This window comes from [Clostridium] clostridioforme AGR2157 (genome assembly GCF_000424325.1).
Lineage (GTDB): Bacteria > Bacillota > Clostridia > Lachnospirales > Lachnospiraceae > Enterocloster > Enterocloster clostridioformis_A.
In genome coordinates this window covers 58094-77475 of record NZ_AUJR01000008.1, presented here as the reverse complement: position 1 = coordinate 77475, position 19382 = coordinate 58094, and the positions used below count along the sequence as shown (strand labels likewise).

Genomic DNA, 19382 nt, shown 5'->3' with positions numbered 1-19382 from the left:
TTTCTACCTCCTCGTTATGAGCACTTGGAGACCGTCCTTTGGTCTCCTACGTGCGATGGCTCGTTATAAGTACTTAACCAAACGCTGCCAGGGCTGCCAGATTGGCGGCCCCATGCATCAATACTACCATAGGATATCTGCGGTATTCACTGCCTTCATAGCCCCATGCCAGCACCATTCCCAAAAGGAATGCGTATGTGCCTTGAATCCAGTTTCCATGATACATCCCAAAGGCCAGGGAGGATATGAAAACCGCCGGAAAAAAGGCCATGAAACGCCTCAGCCATCCGTACAGGACCAGGCGGAATGCTCCTTCCTCCAGAACGGGCGCCAGGACCAATGTCATCCACAAAAATCCCGCTCCCTGGGATACGGCCGGCTTCATGGCCTCCTGGTAAGATGATAAGAGACTGGCTGGCCATGGTATAACCTTTACCAGCAGATTGCCGGCCAGTGCCGCCAACGCTGCCGCCAGTATACGCTTCTGCCACCCTGGGGGCAGAAGCTGTTTTCCATCCCTCATACGCTTCCTGTCCTTCTATTCTTATTCTGCTGACAGTATAGCATGGCTCCCTGGGTTTTGCCACCATCTTTTTTCTCTTTCCATTGCATTTTTTCCCATATTACCCTATAATAAACTTAATTTATATGACGATTTTAAAGACAAGCGAGGTATGGATTATGGCGAAAAAACGCATCGTAATGGCCATTGGCCACAAAGATATGGGAACCAATCTTCCTGAACAAAAGGCAGCTGTGGCGAGAACCGCCAAAATTATCGCTGATTTCATCCAGGAGGGGTGGCAGGTAGCCATTGTACACAGCAACGCTCCCCAGGTAGGAATGATTCACACGGCCATGAATGAATTCGGCAAACAGCATGACGGCTATAGCCAGGCTCCCATGTCTGTCTGCTCCGCCATGAGCCAGGGTTATATTGGATACGATCTTCAGAACGGAATTCGGGCTGAACTCATTAAGAGAGGCATTTACAAACCAGTAAGCACTGTATTGACCCAGGTGACAGTGGACCCATACGATGAGGCCTTCTATACCCCCGTCAAAGTCATCGGACGTGTGATGACCAAAGAGGAAGCGGACGCCGAGGAAGCCAAGGGCAACCATGTGACAGAAGTGGAAGGCGGTTACCGCAGAATCGTCGCCTCCCCCCATCCTGTTGCCATTGTGGAGATTGATGCCATCAAGGCCCTTATGGACGCGGACCAGATTGTCATTGCCTGCGGAGGCGGAGGCATTCCTGTCATGGAACAGGGCTATAACTTAAGGGGCGCCAGCGCCATCATTGAGAAGGACCTTGCCACCGGACTGCTGGCCAAGGAGATTGACGCGGATGTGATGATGATACTCACCAGCGTGGATAATGTGACCTTAAACTACGGCACTCCCCAGGAACAGCCCATCAGCCACATGACCATAGACCAGGCCAGGGATTATATCAGCCAGGGCCAGTTCGAATTTGCCTCCATGCTGCCAAAGGTATCTGCCTCCATTGATTTCCTGGAGAGCGGAAAAGGCAGGAAGGCCATCATCACCACCCTGGATAAGGCAAAGGACAGCCTGAAAGGCCATGCAGGCACGGTAATTGAATAAGCACTTTGATTTCCCATGAGGAAACAGTAAAAAGAAATCCACTAACCGCAAGTATTTCCCAAACGGTTAATGGATTCTTTTTTGTATGCATTTTATGGTGCCAGTACCCGCTCCGTAATAAAGCTGACCATCTCATCCTTTTGCATCCCCAGAGACAAGGCCAGCTCGGAATACAGATTATCCTCCGCTGTCTTAAAATACCGCTCGTCCAGATCCGTCATCTTCTTTCCCTGCTTTAAGCGGTCCTTCCGGCGCAGGTACAATGCTTTTATCATGCTGATCCACACCCGGCAGTCACAGGTCTTAAGGGCTTCCTTATACCGTTCCTCCCGCTGCTTATCATTGGTTACCTCCATCTCCTTCACATCAGAGATTTTGTCAATCAGTTCAAGGGCCTCTTCTTTGGAAAGAAGCGGCCTGGTTATGGTTTTCTCCGAATCCACAGGCGTCACAATCTTGCTGTCTTGCTGATAATAGGGACGGAGTACATAATACAGCCGGTCCTTTGGACCGTCAGGTCTGTCTATTCTGATGATATCCATCACCTCGCAGACGCCCCTGATGCCGTATATGATATACTGACCTTTCTGATACATAATTTTACCGCCTACTTCCCTTATTTTATAATACCTATATTGTATCACTAAAAAGGTGTCGATGTCAGAAGTTTTTTGGCGCCGCCTTAAATTTTGTAAATAATACACCATGATGCCGTATAATTTTTTGTATACAATAACCAGTTCACTATCCTTTGCAGCTCAGGAAGCTCAAGCATTCTTTATGCAAAAGCGCTGCATACAGCAGATGAACCACCATACCCAGCGCCTCCGGCACAAGTCATTTATTCCTTAGGCGTGTTTCCATTCCCTTAGGCATTCTTCACCGTAGCAATATCAATCAGCGTCAGCTCCTTGGCCCGGTTCTCCAGGCTGGTTACCAGCGCGTTGGCCGTATCCAGGGAGGTCAGGACATTGACGCCTGTCTCGATGGCATTGCGGCGGATGATGAAACCGTCATGGCTGCGCTCTGCGCCCTGGGCCGGAATGTCGATAATCAGGTCAATCTGATGGCCCAGCACCAGGTCCAGGATGTTGGGAGATTCCTGCTCCAGCTTGCGGATTTCGTAAGCCTTTACACCGTTCTTGTTCAGTGTTCCCGCAGTGCCTCTGGTGGCAAATATCTGATACCCCACAGCAGCAAACCTGCGGGCAATATCCACCGCCTCCTCCTGGTCGCTGTGACGCACGGACATAATCATTTTCTTGTATTTTGGAAGACGGATTCCCGCTCCCTCAAACGCTTTATAGAGCGCCTCATTGAACGTCTTTGCAATGCCCAGGCACTCGCCGGTGGACTTCATCTCAGGCCCAAGGCTGATGTCAGCGCCCCGAATCTTCTCAAAGGAGAACACAGGCATCTTGATGGCAATATAATCAGCAGCCGGCTGTAATCCCGGTTTATAGCCCAGCTCCCGGATGGTATGGCCGCAGATAATCCGGGTAGCCAGCGGTACAATGGGGATTCCGGTTACCTTGCTGATATAGGGAACCGTACGTGAGGAACGGGGATTCACCTCGATGATGTATACGTCGTCCCCATCCACAATAAACTGAATATTAATCATGCCCTTTACATGGAGAGCCCTTGCCAGCTTCTCAGTGTAGTCCACAATGGTGTCGATATTGTGCTGGGTGATATCCTGGGCCGGATATACGGAGATACTGTCACCGGAGTGGATACCGGTACGCTCAATATGCTGCATGATACCGGGAATCAGGATGTCGGTGCCGTCACAGATGGCATCCACCTCGATTTCCTTGCCCATGATATACTTGTCAACCAGAATCGGATGCTCCTGGGCTATCTGGTTGATGATGCCGATGAATTCGTCGATATCCTCATCGCTTATGGCAATCTGCATACCCTGTCCGCCCAGCACATAGGACGGTCTCACCAGCACCGGATAGCCCAGCTTATTGGCTGCTTCCTTGGCCTCCTCGGCCGTGAATACGGTATGGCCCGCAGGCCTTGGGATATTGCACTGCTCCAGGATGGCGTCAAAGCGCTCCCTGTCCTCTGCCGCATCCACATCCTCTGCCGCCGTGCCCAGAATGGGAACTCCCATCTTCATCAGGGCCTCTGTCAGCTTGATGGCTGTCTGGCCGCCGAACTGCACCACTGCGCCATCCGGCTTCTCAATGTCCACGATGCTCTCCACATCCTCCGGAGTAAGGGGTTCGAAATACAGCTTATCTGCAATATCAAAGTCTGTGCTGACGGTTTCCGGGTTATTGTTTATAATGATGGTCTCATAGCCTTCCCTGCTGAAAGCCCAGGTACTGTGGACAGAACAGAAGTCGAACTCGATTCCCTGTCCTATGCGGATTGGGCCGGACCCAAGCACCAGCACCTTCTTGCGCCCGCCGGTCTGCTCCGCCTCGTTGAAACCGCCGAAGCAGGAGTAATAGTAAGGGGTCTCGGCTGCAAACTCAGCCGCACAGGTATCCACCATCTTGTAAACCGCTCGGATATCATTGTGGTAGCGCAGCTTTTTGATTTCTTCCCTGGCAATGCCTGTAAGCCTTGCTATGACATTGTCAGGATACTCGATTCTCTTGGCCTCAGCCAGAAGCTCCACGGTCAGCTGCTTTTCTCCAGCGCCCACTGTCTTCAGGGCATCTTCCATCTCCACCAGGATGGCCAGCTTGTCAATGAACCAGAAATCAATCTTGGTGATGTCATGAATATGCTCATAGGTGAATCCGCGGCGCAGTGCCTCTGCAATTCTCCAGATACGCATATCATCCACCCTGGATAATTCCTCTGTCAGCGTTTCGTCGGAAAGGTCCGTAAAATCATAGGACAGCAGGCAGTCCACATGCTGCTCCAGGGAACGGATGGCCTTCATGAGCGCACCCTCAAAATTGGTGCAGATACTCATGACCTCACCTGTGGCCTTCATCTGGGTGCCCAGCGTACGCTTGGCACTGATAAATTTATCAAATGGAAGCCTTGGCATCTTGACCACGCAGTAATCCAGCATGGGTTCAAAGCTTGCATATGTCTTCTTTGTAACCGCATTCCTGATTTCGTCCAGAGTATATCCCAGGGCAATCTTGGCAGCCACCTTGGCGATGGGGTATCCCGTTGCCTTACTTGCCAGTGCGGAAGAGCGGCTTACGCGGGGATTTACCTCAATAACACAGTACTCGAAGCTGTCCGGATTCAGGGCATACTGCACATTGCAGCCGCCGGTGATTCCCAGCTCGCTGATGATGTTAAGGGCAGAGGTGCGGAGCATCTGGTACTCCTTGTCTCCCAGTGTCTGGGAGGGAGCCACCACAATACTGTCGCCTGTATGAACGCCGACAGGGTCAATATTTTCCATATTACAAACAGTGATTACATTGCCTGCGCCGTCGCGCATTACCTCGTACTCGATTTCCTTCCACCCTGCGATGCAGCGCTCCACCAGCACCTGTCCCACACGGGAAAGGCGCAGTCCATTTTCCAGGATTTCGGCGCACTGCTCCGGGTTGCTTGCAATACCGCCGCCGGAACCGCCCAGGGTGTATGCAGGACGAAGCACAACCGGATAGCCTATTTTTTCGGCAATCTCCAGACCATGCTTTACATCCTCCACAATATCAGAGGGAGCCACGGGTTCGCCAATCTTTTCCATGGTTTCCTTAAACATCTCGCGGTCCTCTGCCTTCTTGATGGTCAGGGCCGTGGTGCCAATCAGGCGCACATTGTGTTCTTTTAAGAAACCTGCATCCTCCAGCTCCATGGCAAGGTTAAGCCCTGCCTGTCCGCCCAGGGTGGGCAGTACGCTGTCCGGTTTTTCTTTTAATATAAGCTGTTCCACCACTTCCACGGTAAGGGGCTCAATGTAGACGCGGTCTGCAATGTCCTTGTCTGTCATGATGGTGGCAGGGTTGGAGTTGAGGAGAACCACCTCAACCCCCTCTTCCTTCAGGGAACGGCAGGCCTGGGTGCCTGCATAGTCGAATTCTGCTGCCTGTCCGATGACAATGGGGCCGGAGCCAAGCACCAGTACTTTTTTGATATCAGGATTCTTTGGCATCAGTCATTCACCTCCATCATTTTAAGGAAACGGTCAAAGAGGTAACCGGAATCAAGGGGTCCGGGGCATGCTTCCGGATGGTACTGCACCGTGAAGATATTCTTGCCCACATACTTTAAGCCCTCGTTGGTGCTGTCATTTACATTGACAAATGCCGGTACGGCCACCGATGGGTCCAGGTTGTCCGTATCCACCACATAGCCATGGTTCTGGGAAGAAATATAAACCCTTCCTGTCTCCAAATCCTTCACGGGATGGTTTCCGCCTCTGTGTCCGTATTTTAATTTATGGGTATCCATGCCGTTGGCCAGGGCCATGAGCTGGTGTCCCAGACAGATGGCAAAGATAGGCACATCTGATTCATAAAGCTTTTTCACTTCCCGTATGATGGCCGTATTTTCCTTTGGATCCCCGGGGCCGTTGCTGAGCATAATGCCGTCAGGTTTCCCTGCCAGTACTTCCTCCGCGGGTGTGTCAGCCGGATAAACAGTTACCTCACATCCCCTCTGGTTCAGAGAACGGGCAATGTTTCTCTTAGCGCCGTAATCCATGAGGGCAACCTTCTTACCGGTTCCGGGAAGAACGTAGGTTTCCTTTGTGGTGGTTTTAAGCACCACGCCTGTCACGGCATACTCCTTCATACGTTTTATGGGCTCGCTAAAATCGGTATATTCCTTTGTAGTAATCATACCGTTCATGGTGCCTTTTTCTCTTAATATTTTGGTAAGGGCTCTTGTATCGATACCGCAGATACCGGGAATGTCGTGTTCTTTTAAGAAGTTCTGAATGGTATCCTCGCTTCTGAAATTGCTGGGGATTCTTGATAATTCTCTTACAATATAGGCATCCGGCCAGGGCTTTGCTGACTCCATGTCCTGATGGCAGATTCCATAATTGCCAATAAGGGGATATGTCATGACAACGGCCTGTCCTGCATAGGACGGATCGGTCAGCACTTCCAGATAACCGGTCATTGACGTGTTAAACACGATTTCACTGATGACTTCACGTTCAGAACCAATGCTGGTCCCGGTGAATACAGTTCCATCTTCCAGTATGAGGTATGCTTTCATATGGGGGTACCTGTCCTTTCTTATGTGTTTGCTTAAGGGCCATGTGACCTCAGCCCAAATTGTAAAGATTATACTGTATTTCATATGAATTTGCAATGACTTTGGAAGCTAAATTTTTTTGTGCTAATCAAATATTTTTTAGTGTAACCTGGCAATACATGTGGTTTTCTGTTTCGCACGTCTCCGTTCCTCACCTGAGGAACTCCAACGCACTCAACTGGCTAAAGCCAGAATTAAAAATAAGGCCCCCGGCAGCACCGGAGGCCATCATACATCTCAATTCTTTTTCACCATGTTACCAAATCATCATACCAACTCCGCAATCCGCGTAATTCCCACATAAATATGCGATATCTTATACCAAGTGGCAAAATTCACCACCCCTGTCTGAGGCAGTCCGAAGATGGACTGGAATTCCCGCACCGCATCCGCTGTCCTGGTTCCGTATATACCGTCAGGCGTCACCCTGGGAATGGCCGAGTAAACCATTGCTATTTCATCCAGCTGTTCCTGCATCTGGCGCACCTTATCCCCGGAGCTTCCTATGGTCAGGTCGTTGCCCGGCCAGGAGGCCGGAATCCCGGATATCCGCTCCGCCGTGTTCACGTAGATGCTGTCCCCGTAAAAATAACGCAGAATCTCAATGGGACTGTATCCCTGCTCTCCAAGGGAACAGGACCCCCACTGTGTCATCCAGTTAGGACACTGGACCTGACGTCCGTCACAGTACTGGGTCAGGATAGGCTGTCTCACACCCGGACGGGACAGGTAGTTGTCAAATATCTCATCCACGATCAGGCTGATACTCTCAAATATATTCCTTCCATATATCCACTTGTGGTCAAAGGCAGTGGAGGACGTGATGGTGAAATCATAGCTCTGGTTCCTGTACCACTCCGTGTATACCCGGTTCAGGGTAAAGGACATAATTGCCAGCACATTGGCTGTTATGGTGGCCCTTGGCCAGGTGGAATATATTTCGCTGGAGGCCACGTTCTTTATGTAGTCTCTGTAAGGCACATAATAGTCCTTGGCCGTACTGTCCGTGGGAACCCCGTCGTGGACCACCACGGTCTGAGGCACTACCACCCGGCTGAGTACGATTTCCCCGCTTTCGTTCACTGGTTTTATCTCTGATTCCGCTATCTTTGGAGGATAATTCCCATACAGGGTATGGTCCGGTATCACCACCGGTTCTTCAGGAGGTGTTTCCCCTCCAACCGGTGTCATGGCTGCCGGCTGTATGGCCGTGGACTGGGCCAGTATCTCGGTGCCGGATATGGCCAGAGGCTCAAAGCCCTCCGCCTCCACCATCAGGTTATATTCCGAATAAGGCTGTATAATGCTTGGTTCCAGGCTGTATTCCACAGGAGGCGCCGGAAGCTGTACCTGTTCTGTCTGTCCTGAACTGTTGGTGGTCAGCTGCTCCACAGGGCGGTCCGGTTCTCCTTTATAGCTGATGGTGACCCGGGCGTTCTGTATGGGAAAATTGTTCTGTATGTTGATTACGTTAATTTGCAGCAGTCCGCTGGATGTCCGTTCTGGATTGGTTGCCATGTAATACCTCGCAGTTTCTTCTTTCATTACCTAAGTATAATACTGCCCAGCCTATTATATGCATGTATTTTCCCCTAAACCTGAAAAGTGCAAAAAGAAGCGTATACGGCAAAAGTCCTTCTTGACATACCGCCACACAGTGCTTATAATAACACTTAATTGAATAATATCTTCAGGGCAGGGTGCAATTCCCTACCGGTGGTACAGCCCACGAGCCGCAAGGCATGATTCGGTGAAACTCCGAAGCCGACAGTACAGTCTGGATGAAAGAAGATGAATAGATGACATGGACGCGCTTATGCGCTTTTCGTGGCTGGCTGACAGTGCCCTGGAATGAACTATCATTCCAGGGCTTTTGTGTATCTCCCATGTCCTCCTGAAGGCACAAAACATTGTGCCTTGTGGTTTTATATTTTCTGCCTTGAACGATACGGTTCAAGGCATTTTTTACAGTTGTTTTTTGGCTGTGAACCAGGGGACGGACCATGGCAGCACCATGTGGATCCCAACATTTGTAAAGGAGGCACTGCATTGAACGATACTGATTACATGTCCATCGCACTGAAACTGGCCGAAAAGGGCTGCGGGAGGGTCAGCCCCAATCCCATGGTAGGTGCTGTAATTGTCAGGGAGGGCCGTATCATCGGACAGGGCAGCCACCTCTGTTTCGGCGGGCCCCATGCAGAGCGAAATGCCCTGGCATCCCTGACCGAATCTCCCAGGGGGGCAACCCTGTATGTGACCTTAGAGCCCTGCTGCCATCACGGCAAGACACCGCCCTGCACGGACGCCATCGTGGAAAGCGGCATCAGCCGGGTCGTCATAGGCACAAGAGATCCCAATCCCATGGTGTCCGGCAAAGGCACCGGAATTTTAATAACCAATGGCATTGAGGTAACAGAGGGTATCCTGGAAGAAGAATGCAGGGAACTTAATCACGTATTCTTCCACTACATAAAGACCGGGCTTCCCCTCGTTGTCATGAAATACGCCATGACACTGGACGGCAAGACAGCCACCCGGGCCGGGCATTCCCGATGGATTACCGGGGAGCGCTCACGCCAAAGGGTCCATGAGGACAGAAGCAGGTATTTTGCAGTCATGTGCGGGGTGGGAACCATACTGGCTGATGATTCCCTGCTTACATGCCGTCTCCCGGATACCAGGAATCCGGTGCGGATTATCTGCGATTCACGGCTTCGCACTCCGCCGGATTCCCAGGTTGTCACCACCTGTTCCCAGGCCAGGACCATACTGGCCACCTGCTGTCCTGACAGAGAAGCATGGCTTCCCTATGAAGAAAAGGGCTGTGAAATCCTCCTCCTTCCGCCCCGTGAGGGACGCGTGGACCTGAATGCCCTCACAGAACACCTGGGGCAGATGGGTATTGACAGCGTCCTGCTGGAGGGCGGAGCCGCCCTCAACTGGTCCGCGCTGTCCCATGGAATCGTAAACAGGGTGCAGGCCTACATTTCCCCAAAACTCTTTGGCGGCACAACCGCCAAAACACCTGTGGGCGGCAGCGGGGTGGAATTCCCGCACCAGGGCTTTTCCCTGGGAAAGACCAAAATCACAGCCCTGGACCAGGACATTCTTATCGAAGGGGAGTTGATGCCATGTTCACAGGAATAATAGAAGAAACCGGAATCCTGCTGTCTGTTAAGGGCGGTTCATCCGGTTCCCGCCTGGTCATCGGGGCAGGCAGGGTCCTGGAAGATATAAAAAAGGGGGACAGCATTGCCGTCAACGGCGTCTGCCTTACCGCGGCTTCCTTTGATTCCTGCTGTTTTACTGCGGATGTGATGCCAGAAACCCTGAAGCGTTCCAATCTTGGCTGTCTGCCCATCAAAAGCCCCCTTAACCTGGAACGGGCCATGATGGCAGGCGGCAGGTTCGGCGGACATATTGTATCAGGCCATATTGACGGCACCGGGACCATTGTGAATATTGTCCGCGACGGCAATGCCCTGTGGTACACCATCCGCTCTGCCCCGTCCATCCTGCGCTGCATCATTGAAAAGGGATCCATTGCCATAGACGGCGTCAGCCTGACGGTTGCCCAGGTAAGGGAGCAGGATTTCAGCGTATCCCTGATTCCCCATACAGCCTCCCGCACCACCCTGGGGTCCCTGAAACCGGGCCGCGTGGTCAATCTGGAAAATGACTGTGTGGGGAAATATATCGAAAAATTTATGAAAATCCCCCCGTCTGCCCATAGCACAGAATGGGCGGACACCGGAAACAGAAGGACCAACAGCCGAATCACACCGGAATTACTCAAACAATATGGGTTTTAAGCAGTACCAGAACAGGACAACTGAAAACAGGATAATCAAAAACAGGATAATTAAAAACAGGATAATTAAAAACAGGATAATTAAAAACAGGACACCTGGATTGTCCCCATTAAAAACAAGGAGGATTCCCGCACCATGGAAGGATTCAACACCATAGAAGAAGTACTGGACGACCTGCGCCAGGGAAAAATCGTACTGGTTACAGACGATGAAGACAGGGAAAATGAGGGCGATTTTATCTGCGCCGCCCAATATGCCACCACGGAAAACGTAAATTTCATGGCTGTGCACGGCAAAGGCCTTATCTGTATGCCCATGAGCATGGAACTGTGCACAAGGCTTAAGTTCCCGCAGATGGTATCCGACAATTCCGACAACCATGAGACAGCCTTTACCGTATCCATTGACCACATAAGCACCTCCACCGGCATTTCCGCGGCCGAACGGGGCGTGACGGCCAGACAGTGTGCGAATGCCCGGTCCCGGCCTGAGGATTTCCGGCGTCCGGGCCACATGTTTCCGCTGGCAGCCAGAAAAAACGGAGTGCTGGAACGGAACGGCCATACCGAAGCCACCGTTGACCTGATGCGTCTGGCCGGTCTCAGTGAATGCGGACTCTGCTGTGAAATCATGAAGGAGGACGGAACCATGATGCGTATGCCCCAGCTCCTGCAATGCGCCGGACAATGGAACATGAAAATCACCACCATCAAGGCCCTCCAGGACTACCGCAAACAGCACGATAAGCTGGTGGAATGCGCTGCCGTCACCCATATGCCCACCCGTTACGGCACCTTTAAGGCTTACGGCTACAGGAACCTGCTGAACGGGGAACATCATGTGGCCTTAGTAAAAGGTGAGATTGGGGACGGCCAGGACTTATTATGCCGGGTCCACTCGGAATGCCTGACCGGCGACGCCTTTGGCTCCCTGCGCTGCGACTGCGGTCAGCAGTTTGCCGCGGCCATGGCCCGGATTGAACAGGAGGGCAGGGGAGTTCTCCTCTACATGCGCCAGGAAGGGAGGGGAATCGGGCTTCTCAATAAGCTCCGGGCTTACGAACTGCAGGACCAGGGCATGGATACCCTGGAAGCCAATCTGGCTCTGGGTTTTCCGGGGGATTTGAGGGAATATTTCATAGGCGCCCAGATATTAAGGGACCTGGGAGCCAGGACCCTGCGGCTTCTGACCAATAACCCGGATAAGGTATACCAGCTCTCCGGCTTTGGCCTGGATATCAAAGAAAGGGTGCCTATCCAGATGGCGCCAACGGTCCATGATCTGTTCTATTTAAGGACAAAGGAACAGCGCATGGGACATTTGACGCATTATTAAGAAACTGTCACATATTCAGAATAGGAGAATACGCCATGTATATATTAGAAGGAAAACTTGTTCCCAAAAAAATAAGGGTAGGCATTGTCGCCTCCCGTTTCAACGAATTCATTACCTCCAAGCTCCTGTCCGGCGCCCTGGACTGCCTGCGGCGCCATGAGGTGTCAGAGGACGATATCACGGTAGCCTGGGTTCCGGGCGCCTTTGAGATTCCGCTCATCGCCTCCCGCATGGCTGCCAGCAGACGTTATGACGCCGTCATATGCCTGGGCGCCGTAATCCGGGGCAGCACCAGCCATTACGACTATGTGTGCAGCGAGGTCTCCAAGGGCATTGCCCAGACCTCCCTTGCCACCGGAGTCCCGGTCATGTTCGGCGTGCTGACCACGGAGAACATTGAGCAGGCCATTGAACGGGCCGGGACCAAAGCAGGCAACAAGGGATATGACTGCGCTGCGGGAGCCATAGAGATGGTAAATCTGATACATGAACTCCACGGAGGGACGGCGGATGACAGCTTATCCGCCATGCCCTCTGTCCAGGATGGACCCTGCCGCCCATAGCACGCTGCTTACAAATGCTTCTTCAGCTCATCCAGCACTGCCTCCATATCCAGAGGCTTCACCAGATAACCGTTCATGCCCGCCTCATAGGCCTTGGCCTTATCCTCCTCAGAGGCATTGGCAGCGCTAGATTCTTCCGCTGCCAATCTCCAGCAGCTTCACGCTCCCGCTCTCAAGGGTGTCCTTAAGATTCAGAATGCGCTGGTTGGACGATCCCCGGAAGGCAAGGCTGATATCCTTAAGGGCCTCCACAAACCGCCCGTCCACCAGCACGTCAATCATGGACAGCATCCGGTCCGTATACCCGCACCTGGCCCGGCTGTCCTTCAGAAGGTCCTGTTCCAGGGTATATCCTGTATAGCACCACAGATTCTTCTGCGGATAGCGCGCCCTCACCTTTTCCAAAAAAGGCACCAGCGCCTCCTGGTTCTCAGGCTCAAAGGGCTCTCCCCCCAGAAGGGTGAGGCCGTCTATATAATCCGGAGCAAGAGCGTCCAGGATTTCCTCCTCAGTCTCCTCTGTAAAGGGTTTCCCGAAGCCAAAATCCCACGCCTCCTCATTAAAACAGCCCGGACAGTGATGGGTACACCCTGACACAAACAGGGATACCCTCACGCCTGCGCCGTTGGCAATATCATACTTCTTGATTGTACCGTAATTCATCTTATAAATGGAGCACCCTTTCCTTGATTTCCTGGGTCCTGCCCTGGTTCCAGAACTGAGTCCCGATGTAGCCGCAGGTTCTCCTGGCCACGTTCAGCTTGTTCTCGTCCCGGTTGCCGCACTTGGGGCATTCCCACACCAGCTTGCCGCTCTCATCCGTCACAATCTGAATCTCGCCGTCAAATCCGCATTCCTGGCAGAAATCGCTCTTGGTGTTTAACTCCGCGTACATGATATTGTCGTAGATATACCGTATGATTCCCAGCACGGCCGGAATGTTGTTCTGCATGTTGGGCACCTCCACGTAGCTGATGGCTCCGCCGGTGGAAAGAGCCTGGAACTGCGACTCAAATTTCAGCTTTGAGAAGGCATCGATTTCCTCGGAAACATTCACATGATAGCTGTTGGTGATATAGCTTTTGTCCGTCACGCCCTCGATGATGCCAAAACGCTTCTGGAGGCATTTGGCAAACTTATAGGTGGTGCTCTCTATGGGTGAACCATAGATGCTGAATCCGATGTTAGTCTCATCCTTCCAGCGGTTGCAGGCCTTATTCATGTACTCCATGACCTCCAGGGCAAAGGGAGTGGCCGCCTGGTCGGTATGGGACTTTCCGGTCATGTACTTCACGCACTCATAGAGTCCCGCATATCCCAGGGAAATGGTGGAATAGCCGCCGTAAAGGAGCCTGTCAATGGTTTCGCCCTTCTTAAGCCTTGCCAGGGCGCCGTTCTGCCAGAGAATGGGCGCCGCATCGGACAGAGTGCCTCTCAGACGGTTGTGGCGGCACATCAGGGCCCGGTAGCACAGGTCCAGCCTCTCGTCAAATATCTTCCAGAAGGCTTCCATGTCCCCGCCGGAGGACAGGGCCACATCCACCAGGTTGATGGTCACCACGCCCTGGTTGAAACGGCCGTAGAATTTATAATTTCCATTTTCATCCTTCCAGGGGCTTAAGGCGCTGCGGCATCCCATGACAGGGAAGCAGTTGCCTTCCTTTAATTCCATCATCTTTTTCTCGGAAATATAGTCGGGAACAAGACGCTTGGCCGTACATTTCGCAGCCATCTCGGTCAGGTAATAATACTCGGTTCCCTCGTTGACATTATCCTCCTCCAGCACATAAATCAGCTTTGGAAATGCCGGCGTGATCCATACGCCCGACTCATTTTTTACCCCCTGGCAGCGCTGCTTCAGAGTCTCCTCGATAATCATGGCCAGGTCCTTTTTCTCCCGCTCGTTCTTAGCCTCATTCAGGTACATGAACACGGTCAGGAAGGGGGCCTGTCCGTTGGTGGTCATCAGTGTGATGACCTGATACTGGATGGTCTGGACTCCCTTGGTAACCTCCTTGCGAAGCCTGTTTTCCACCACTTCATGGATGGTTTCCTCGGAAGGCATGCAGCCAAAGGTCTTTACCTCTTCCTGAACCTCCGCGTATATTTTCTTTCTGGATACGTCCACAAAGGGAGCCAGATGGGCCAGGCTGATGCTCTGCCCGCCGTACTGGTTGCTGGCTACCTGGGCGATAATCTGAGTGGCGATGTTGCAGGCCGTGGAAAAGCTGTGGGGCTTCTCAATCCTGGTCTCGCTGATAACCGTGCCGTTCTGCAGCATGTCCTCCAGATTCACCAGGTCGCAGTTGTGCATGTGCTGGGCAAAATAATCGGAATCATGGAAATGAATGATGCCCTCCTTGTCCGCCTCCACGATATCCTGTGGAAGGAGCATCCTCTTGGTCAGGTCCTTGCTGACCTCACCGGCCATGTAATCCCTCTGCACACTGTTAACCGTTGGATTCTTGTTGGAATTCTCCTGCTTCACATCCTCGTTATTGCACTCAATCAGGGACAGAATACGGTTATCCGTTGTATTGGCCTTGCGTATGAGGGAGCGCTGGTAACGGTATCTCACATAATCCTTTGCAAGCTCAAACGCGCCTGTAGACATGATCTGGTTCTCCACCATATCCTGGATCTCCTCAACGGACACAGCCCTGTTAAGCTTTACACACTTGTACTCCACGTAATCCGCAATGTCCTTAATCTGCTCCAGACTCAGCTTGTTTTTTCCGGCAGCCGTATTGGCCTTTGCCACGGCCACCACGATCTTATTGTTGTCAAAATCCTCTTCCGCGCCATTCCTCTTAATAATCTTCATCGTCACTACACTCCTTTTATCCAAATGCTCTCCCACGCTGCCTGTCATAAGGTAAACGGTTTAAAGGCATCTTATCACAGAATACTGGAAAAATCTGTTGCTTGTGCAACAGTATAAGATTTTAGCACTAAATGTTGTGTTTTTCAAGAGGAAGTATACGATAAGATGTATTTCAGAAAAATAAGACAATTGGCTGAAATCCCGGCCGAACCCGGAGATAAGTCTGACAGCAAAAAGGCGCCCGGATGCCCGGCCGCTGCTCTTGAGCATGCCGCGCCGGCCATCCGGCGCCTTCTTCCGCCCTATTTCAGGTAGTCCCCTGCCGGGGATGTGTTATACTGTTTCAGTATCTCAATCACCACAGAACCATCCGGCTCCCGCACAGCTCTCCCGCTCCACCAGGTGGTGGGGAACAATGATTTTCGTGGCCACCAGCTCCGGATTTTCCACATGGCTTATCATCTGGGCGGCTGCCTCGATTCCCAGCTGGCAGGCATTCACATCCACGGATGTCAGGGGCGGAAATGTGAGTCTGGAGAGAAGGGAATTGTTAAAGGACAGGATGGATACATCCCCCGGAATGGATAGCCCCAGACCAATGCAGGTCTTTTCCAGGGCCACTGCCAGTATGTCATCGCTGACCAGCACGGCCGTGGGTCTGTCCTCCCTTGCGAACAGGGCTGCCAGGGCCTGGTCCTGCTCCTCCGGCACAGAGGGAACCTCCACGCACAGCCGGCCGTCAAAAGGAATGCTCCGCTCTGCCAGGGCCAGCATGTACCCCATCTTCCTGTCGTGGTTATACAAAAGAGAATGGTCCCCGGACAGGCAGGCAATCCTTACATGGCCCAAATTCAGCAGGTACTCCGCCGCCTCCCTGCCCGCGAGCACATTGTCGTTATCCACATAGATGGTCTGGTTCACATTCCGGCATGCCTTTCCTATGAGCACATACAGCAGTCCCTCTTCATAGAGATAATCCAGAACCGGGTCCTGCTCCCTGGAGTAGAGCACGATAAATCCCTCTGCCAGGCCGGTTCTTGCCATGGTCTTTATGGCCTGGAGGACCTCATCCTCATTCTGTCCCGTAATCACGGTATTGATGTACTGCTTCTGGTTGCAATACTGGCTGATTCCCCGTATCATCTCCAGATAGAAGGGATTCTGGTAAGCCTCCCACTCCGACGGGGGCAGAATGATTCCCACGGTGCGGGAATTCTGGGTGGCCAGGCTGCTGGCCTGAAAATTCGGTTCATAGCCCAGCTTCGCCATGGCCTGCCGGACCTTCTCCTTGGTCTGGCGGCTGATAGAGGGATGGTCCTTGCACGTACGGCTTACGGTTGACGGCGACACCCCTGCAAGGGCAGCCACGTCTTTGATTGTAACAGGCATAAACAGCCTCCTTAATATGCGTTTCATTTTCATCGTCACGGGGATGTATATAAACCCATTGTCCGGATCCGCTGCCAGGATCCGCTGACCGAATCCGCTGACCGAATCCGCTGACCGAATCCATCTCCGCAATTCATATACACCCTTCCTATATTGTAAAGTTTAATGCAATTTTTGTCAACTCGTTTGCGCTCTGTTTGCGCACCCCCCAACCCCGCTCATTTGCATTCTCTTTTAAGAAAATTGCACAAATGCCTGGAGCTATTTTTGTCCAAAACGTAGAAAACACAAGATTTTCAAAATATCTATTGCATTCTTCAGACAACCGGACTATATTTAATGCAATCGGTTGCGCAAACAGTGCAACAATTAAACTCAGGAGGTTACATATGAACAAGAACACTGACGGCTGTATTGGAATCAGGATTCTCTCCCCTTTAACCGGGACAGCGGTCCCATTAGAGGAAGTGCCGGACCCTGTATTCTCACAGAAAATCATAGGAGACGGCGTTGCCATCCTGCCTCAGGACGGCAATCTGGTCAGTCCCATTGACGCAGAGGTGGTTTCCGTAGCAGAGACCCTCCACGCCTATGGTCTGCGTTCCGGGAACGGCATAGAGGTCATGGTCCACTTCGGCCTGGAGACCGTGGCCTTAAAGGGAGAATGCTTCCAGTGCTGTGTAAAGGCCGGAGATAAGGTAAAGGCCGGCGACCTGTTGGCAAAAGCCGATTTAAAGGCCCTTGAGGAAAAGCAGGTCAATACCATCACGCCTGTCCTCATATGCGGCGGAATGGAAGGCCGTTCCATGAATGCCTTCACAGGTCCTGTAAAGGCGGGTACAGATGCCGTGATAACGGTTTTAGACCATTGTCCGCCGGACGGGGCCGCAGAAGCCGAGACAACCGCCCTCCAAAATCCAGATGGCTCCCCGGCAGCAAATGCGTCTTCCCTCACAGACACCGCGGACAGGAAAATCGGAAAGGCCGGAAAATCCCTGATAAATTTTGACTTCCTCCAAAAGCTGGGCAAGGTGCTGATGACAGTCATTGCCGTCATGCCCGCAGCCGGACTGATGATCAGCGTAGGAAAGCTGATACAGATGGCGGGCGGGGATATGGGCGCTGTCCTTACAATCGGAAGCACCATGGAAACCATAGGCTGGGCCGTAATCAACAACCTGCACATCCTGTTTGCTGTTGCCATCGGCGGCTCCTGGGCAAAGGAACGGGCCGGCGGCGCATTTGCGGCTGTCATTGCCTTCATCCTCATCAATGTTATAACCGGCGCCCTCTTTGGAGTCAGCAGCGCCGAACTGAATGACCCGGCCGCCGTCACCCGGACCCTGCTGGGCCAGGAAATCCTTGTAAACGGATATTTCACATCGGTCCTGGGCGCTCCCGCACTGAACATGGGCGTGTTCGTGGGCATCATATCAGGCTTTGCAGGCGGAGTCATTTACAATAAATATTATAATTACAGGAAGCTGCCGGACGCCCTGGCCTTCTTCAACGGCAAACGCTTCGTCCCCATGATGGTCATCCTCTGGTCCGTAATCATCTCCCTGGTGCTGGCCATCCTATGGCCTGTGGTCCAGACCGGCATTAACTCCTTCGGCGTGTGGATTGCCAACTCCTCCTCCACCTCGCCTGTGCTGGCCCCCTTTATCTACGGAACCCTGGAGAGGCTTCTCCTCCCCTTCGGCCTGCACCATATGCTGACCATACCCATGAATTATACCTCCTTCGGAGGCACTTATACCATCCTCACAGGCGTCAACGCAGGTTCCCGGGTCTTTGGGCAGGACCCGCTGTGGCTGGCCTGGGCAACAGACCTTATCAACCTTAAGGACGCGGGCGACATGGCGGGATACCAGAACCTGCTGTCCACCATTACCCCTGCGCGTTTCAAGGTGGGACAGATGATTGGCGCCACAGGGCTCCTTCTGGGCATTGCCCTGGCCATGTACCGCCGCGTAGACCCGGATAAGCGCCATAATTACCGTTCCATGTTCATCTCCACTGTGCTGGCCGTATTTCTTACAGGTGTCACGGAGCCTCTGGAATTTATGTTCATGTTCTGCGCCCTTCCGCTGTATCTGGTATACGCAGTGCTGCAGGGATGCGCGTTTGCCATGGCCGGCATCATCCACCTCAGGCTGCATTCCTTTGGCAACCTGGAATTCCTGACGCGCGTTCCCATGTCCATCCGTGCAGGACTTGGCGGAGACCTGGTTAACTTTATCCTCTGTGTGGCTGTATTCTTTGCCGCAGGATATGCAATCGCCTATTTCATGATAGGAAGGCTCCACTTTGCCACCCCAGGCAGACTGGGCAACTATACCGACGACTCTGCCTCAGAGAACAGCCAGGGCCAGGCCGGATCCAAATCATCCGGAAACAGCCAGGCTGAGCGCATCATCTCCCTCCTGGGCGGCAGGGATAACATTGTCCTGGTGGACGCCTGCATGACCCGGCTGCGCGTCACGGTAAGGGACGTGGATAAGGTAGCCGAACTGCCCCAATGGAAGGCAGAGGGCACCATGGGACTGATTAAAAAGGATGGCGGCATCCAGGCCATCTACGGACCGAAAGCAGATGTGCTCAAATCCGATATCAATGATATACTGTAAACTGCGCGCTGTAACT

At 52.5% G+C, this 19382-nt stretch carries 16 protein-coding genes and 1 riboswitch; of the genes, 7 read left to right on the top strand and 9 right to left on the bottom strand.

The window, feature by feature from the left end; genetic code table 11:
* Nucleotides 1–73 precede the first annotated feature (73 nt).
* Nucleotides 74–523, bottom strand: coding sequence for a CPBP family intramembrane glutamic endopeptidase (locus tag G614_RS0104980; RefSeq protein WP_027641068.1), 450 nt, complete (start codon nucleotides 521–523; stop codon nucleotides 74–76).
* A gap of 158 nt (nucleotides 524–681) precedes the next feature.
* Between G614_RS0104980 and arcC the strand changes: the two genes are divergently transcribed.
* On the top strand, nucleotides 682–1611 hold the full coding sequence (arcC, locus tag G614_RS0104975; RefSeq protein WP_027641067.1) for a carbamate kinase: 930 nt from the start codon (nucleotides 682–684) through the stop codon (nucleotides 1609–1611).
* A 92-nt stretch (nucleotides 1612–1703) separates the two neighbouring features.
* On the opposite strand, the gene G614_RS0104970 is transcribed toward arcC, so the two are convergent.
* The 4 genes from G614_RS0104970 to G614_RS0104955 all read right to left on the bottom strand — a co-directional run bounded on the left by G614_RS0104970 (nucleotide 1704) and on the right by G614_RS0104955 (nucleotide 8328).
* Complete coding sequence (locus G614_RS0104970) at nucleotides 1704–2318, bottom strand: CarD family transcriptional regulator (protein WP_027641066.1); 615 nt, start codon at nucleotides 2316–2318, stop codon at nucleotides 1704–1706.
* 161 nt (nucleotides 2319–2479) lie between these two features.
* A complete protein-coding gene (gene carB, locus G614_RS0104965) occupies nucleotides 2480–5698 on the bottom strand; it encodes a carbamoyl-phosphate synthase large subunit (protein WP_027641065.1) in 3219 nt (1072 codons plus the stop codon).
* Nucleotides 5698–6771 (bottom strand): carbamoyl phosphate synthase small subunit, encoded by a 1074-nt coding sequence (locus G614_RS0104960; protein WP_027641064.1) that lies wholly within the window; start codon nucleotides 6769–6771, stop codon nucleotides 5698–5700. Before G614_RS0104960 ends, carB begins: the two co-directional genes overlap by 1 nt.
* Nucleotides 6772–7077: 306 nt before the next feature.
* Nucleotides 7078–8328 carry a peptidoglycan-binding domain-containing protein gene (locus G614_RS0104955; RefSeq protein ID WP_027641063.1) on the bottom strand — a complete coding sequence of 417 codons (1251 nt, stop codon included), beginning with the start codon at nucleotides 8326–8328 and terminating at the stop codon, nucleotides 7078–7080.
* A gap of 164 nt (nucleotides 8329–8492) precedes the next feature.
* Nucleotides 8493–8607, top strand: a riboswitch (FMN riboswitch).
* Between the two features lie 252 nt (nucleotides 8608–8859).
* On the opposite strand from G614_RS0104955, the gene ribD reads away from it, so the two are divergent.
* Genes ribD through ribE form a run of 5 tightly spaced genes read left to right on the top strand, consistent with a single transcriptional unit; the run spans nucleotide 8860 to nucleotide 12523 of the window.
* A complete protein-coding gene (gene ribD / locus G614_RS0104950) occupies nucleotides 8860–9960 on the top strand; it encodes a bifunctional diaminohydroxyphosphoribosylaminopyrimidine deaminase/5-amino-6-(5-phosphoribosylamino)uracil reductase RibD (RefSeq protein ID WP_027641062.1) in 1101 nt (366 codons plus the stop codon).
* Nucleotides 9945–10625, top strand: a complete 681-nt coding sequence (locus G614_RS0104945) for a riboflavin synthase (RefSeq protein WP_027641061.1) — start codon at nucleotides 9945–9947, stop codon at nucleotides 10623–10625. Before ribD ends, G614_RS0104945 begins: the two co-directional genes overlap by 16 nt.
* Nucleotides 10615–10782 (top strand): hypothetical protein, encoded by a 168-nt coding sequence (locus tag G614_RS31695; protein WP_162142731.1) that lies wholly within the window; start codon nucleotides 10615–10617, stop codon nucleotides 10780–10782. The genes G614_RS0104945 and G614_RS31695 overlap by 11 nt, the downstream gene beginning before the upstream one ends.
* On the top strand, nucleotides 10761–11960 hold the full coding sequence (locus G614_RS0104940) for a bifunctional 3,4-dihydroxy-2-butanone-4-phosphate synthase/GTP cyclohydrolase II (protein ID WP_027641060.1): 1200 nt from the start codon (nucleotides 10761–10763) through the stop codon (nucleotides 11958–11960). Before G614_RS31695 ends, G614_RS0104940 begins: the two co-directional genes overlap by 22 nt.
* A 35-nt stretch (nucleotides 11961–11995) precedes the next feature.
* The gene (gene ribE / locus G614_RS0104935) at nucleotides 11996–12523 is read left to right on the top strand and encodes a 6,7-dimethyl-8-ribityllumazine synthase (protein WP_027641059.1); all 528 of its coding nucleotides are present in this window, start codon (nucleotides 11996–11998) and stop codon (nucleotides 12521–12523) included.
* Between the two features lie 8 nt (nucleotides 12524–12531).
* Here ribE and G614_RS0104930 read toward each other — a convergent pair whose 3' ends face one another.
* The 4 genes from G614_RS0104930 to G614_RS0104910 all read right to left on the bottom strand — a co-directional run bounded on the left by G614_RS0104930 (nucleotide 12532) and on the right by G614_RS0104910 (nucleotide 16736).
* The gene (locus G614_RS0104930; RefSeq protein ID WP_027641058.1) at nucleotides 12532–12669 is read right to left on the bottom strand and encodes a histidine kinase; all 138 of its coding nucleotides are present in this window, start codon (nucleotides 12667–12669) and stop codon (nucleotides 12532–12534) included.
* Nucleotides 12650–13186 (bottom strand): anaerobic ribonucleoside-triphosphate reductase activating protein, encoded by a 537-nt coding sequence (nrdG, locus tag G614_RS0104925; protein ID WP_027641057.1) that lies wholly within the window; start codon nucleotides 13184–13186, stop codon nucleotides 12650–12652. The genes G614_RS0104930 and nrdG overlap by 20 nt, the downstream gene beginning before the upstream one ends.
* A 1-nt stretch (nucleotide 13187) precedes the next feature.
* On the bottom strand, nucleotides 13188–15347 hold the full coding sequence (gene nrdD / locus G614_RS0104920) for an anaerobic ribonucleoside-triphosphate reductase (RefSeq protein WP_027641056.1): 2160 nt from the start codon (nucleotides 15345–15347) through the stop codon (nucleotides 13188–13190).
* A gap of 351 nt (nucleotides 15348–15698) precedes the next feature.
* The gene (locus tag G614_RS0104910) at nucleotides 15699–16736 is read right to left on the bottom strand and encodes a LacI family DNA-binding transcriptional regulator (RefSeq protein ID WP_027641055.1); all 1038 of its coding nucleotides are present in this window, start codon (nucleotides 16734–16736) and stop codon (nucleotides 15699–15701) included.
* A gap of 389 nt (nucleotides 16737–17125) precedes the next feature.
* On the opposite strand from G614_RS0104910, the gene G614_RS0104905 reads away from it, so the two are divergent.
* Nucleotides 17126–19366 carry a PTS transporter subunit IIBC gene (locus G614_RS0104905; protein WP_080664474.1) on the top strand — a complete coding sequence of 747 codons (2241 nt, stop codon included), beginning with the start codon at nucleotides 17126–17128 and terminating at the stop codon, nucleotides 19364–19366.
* The last annotated feature ends 16 nt before the right edge of the window (nucleotides 19367–19382 follow it).

What these genes read in the sequence shown, in the direction of transcription:
- G614_RS0104970 (WP_027641066.1), bottom strand. Translation starts at nt 2,318, where the DNA reads ATGGTGTATTATTTACAAAATTTAAGGCGGCGCCAAAAAACTTCTGAC.
- G614_RS0104910 (WP_027641055.1), bottom strand. Translation starts at nt 16,736, where the DNA reads ATGCCTGTTACAATCAAAGACGTGGCTGCCCTTGCAGGGGTGTCGCCG.
- G614_RS0104955 (WP_027641063.1), bottom strand. Translation starts at nt 8,328, where the DNA reads ATGGCAACCAATCCAGAACGGACATCCAGCGGACTGCTGCAAATTAAC.
- G614_RS0104945 (WP_027641061.1), top strand. Translation starts at nt 9,945, where the DNA reads ATGTTCACAGGAATAATAGAAGAAACCGGAATCCTGCTGTCTGTTAAG.
- G614_RS0104940 (WP_027641060.1), top strand. Translation starts at nt 10,761, where the DNA reads ATGGAAGGATTCAACACCATAGAAGAAGTACTGGACGACCTGCGCCAG.
- G614_RS0104905 (WP_080664474.1), top strand. Translation starts at nt 17,126, where the DNA reads ATGAACAAGAACACTGACGGCTGTATTGGAATCAGGATTCTCTCCCCT.
- carB (WP_027641065.1), bottom strand. Translation starts at nt 5,698, where the DNA reads ATGCCAAAGAATCCTGATATCAAAAAAGTACTGGTGCTTGGCTCCGGC.
- G614_RS0104980 (WP_027641068.1), bottom strand. Translation starts at nt 523, where the DNA reads ATGAGGGATGGAAAACAGCTTCTGCCCCCAGGGTGGCAGAAGCGTATA.
- nrdD (WP_027641056.1), bottom strand. Translation starts at nt 15,347, where the DNA reads ATGAAGATTATTAAGAGGAATGGCGCGGAAGAGGATTTTGACAACAAT.
- G614_RS0104960 (WP_027641064.1), bottom strand. Translation starts at nt 6,771, where the DNA reads ATGAAAGCATACCTCATACTGGAAGATGGAACTGTATTCACCGGGACC.
- nrdG (WP_027641057.1), bottom strand. Translation starts at nt 13,186, where the DNA reads ATGAATTACGGTACAATCAAGAAGTATGATATTGCCAACGGCGCAGGC.
- ribE (WP_027641059.1), top strand. Translation starts at nt 11,996, where the DNA reads ATGTATATATTAGAAGGAAAACTTGTTCCCAAAAAAATAAGGGTAGGC.
- G614_RS31695 (WP_162142731.1), top strand. Translation starts at nt 10,615, where the DNA reads ATGGGTTTTAAGCAGTACCAGAACAGGACAACTGAAAACAGGATAATC.
- arcC (WP_027641067.1), top strand. Translation starts at nt 682, where the DNA reads ATGGCGAAAAAACGCATCGTAATGGCCATTGGCCACAAAGATATGGGA.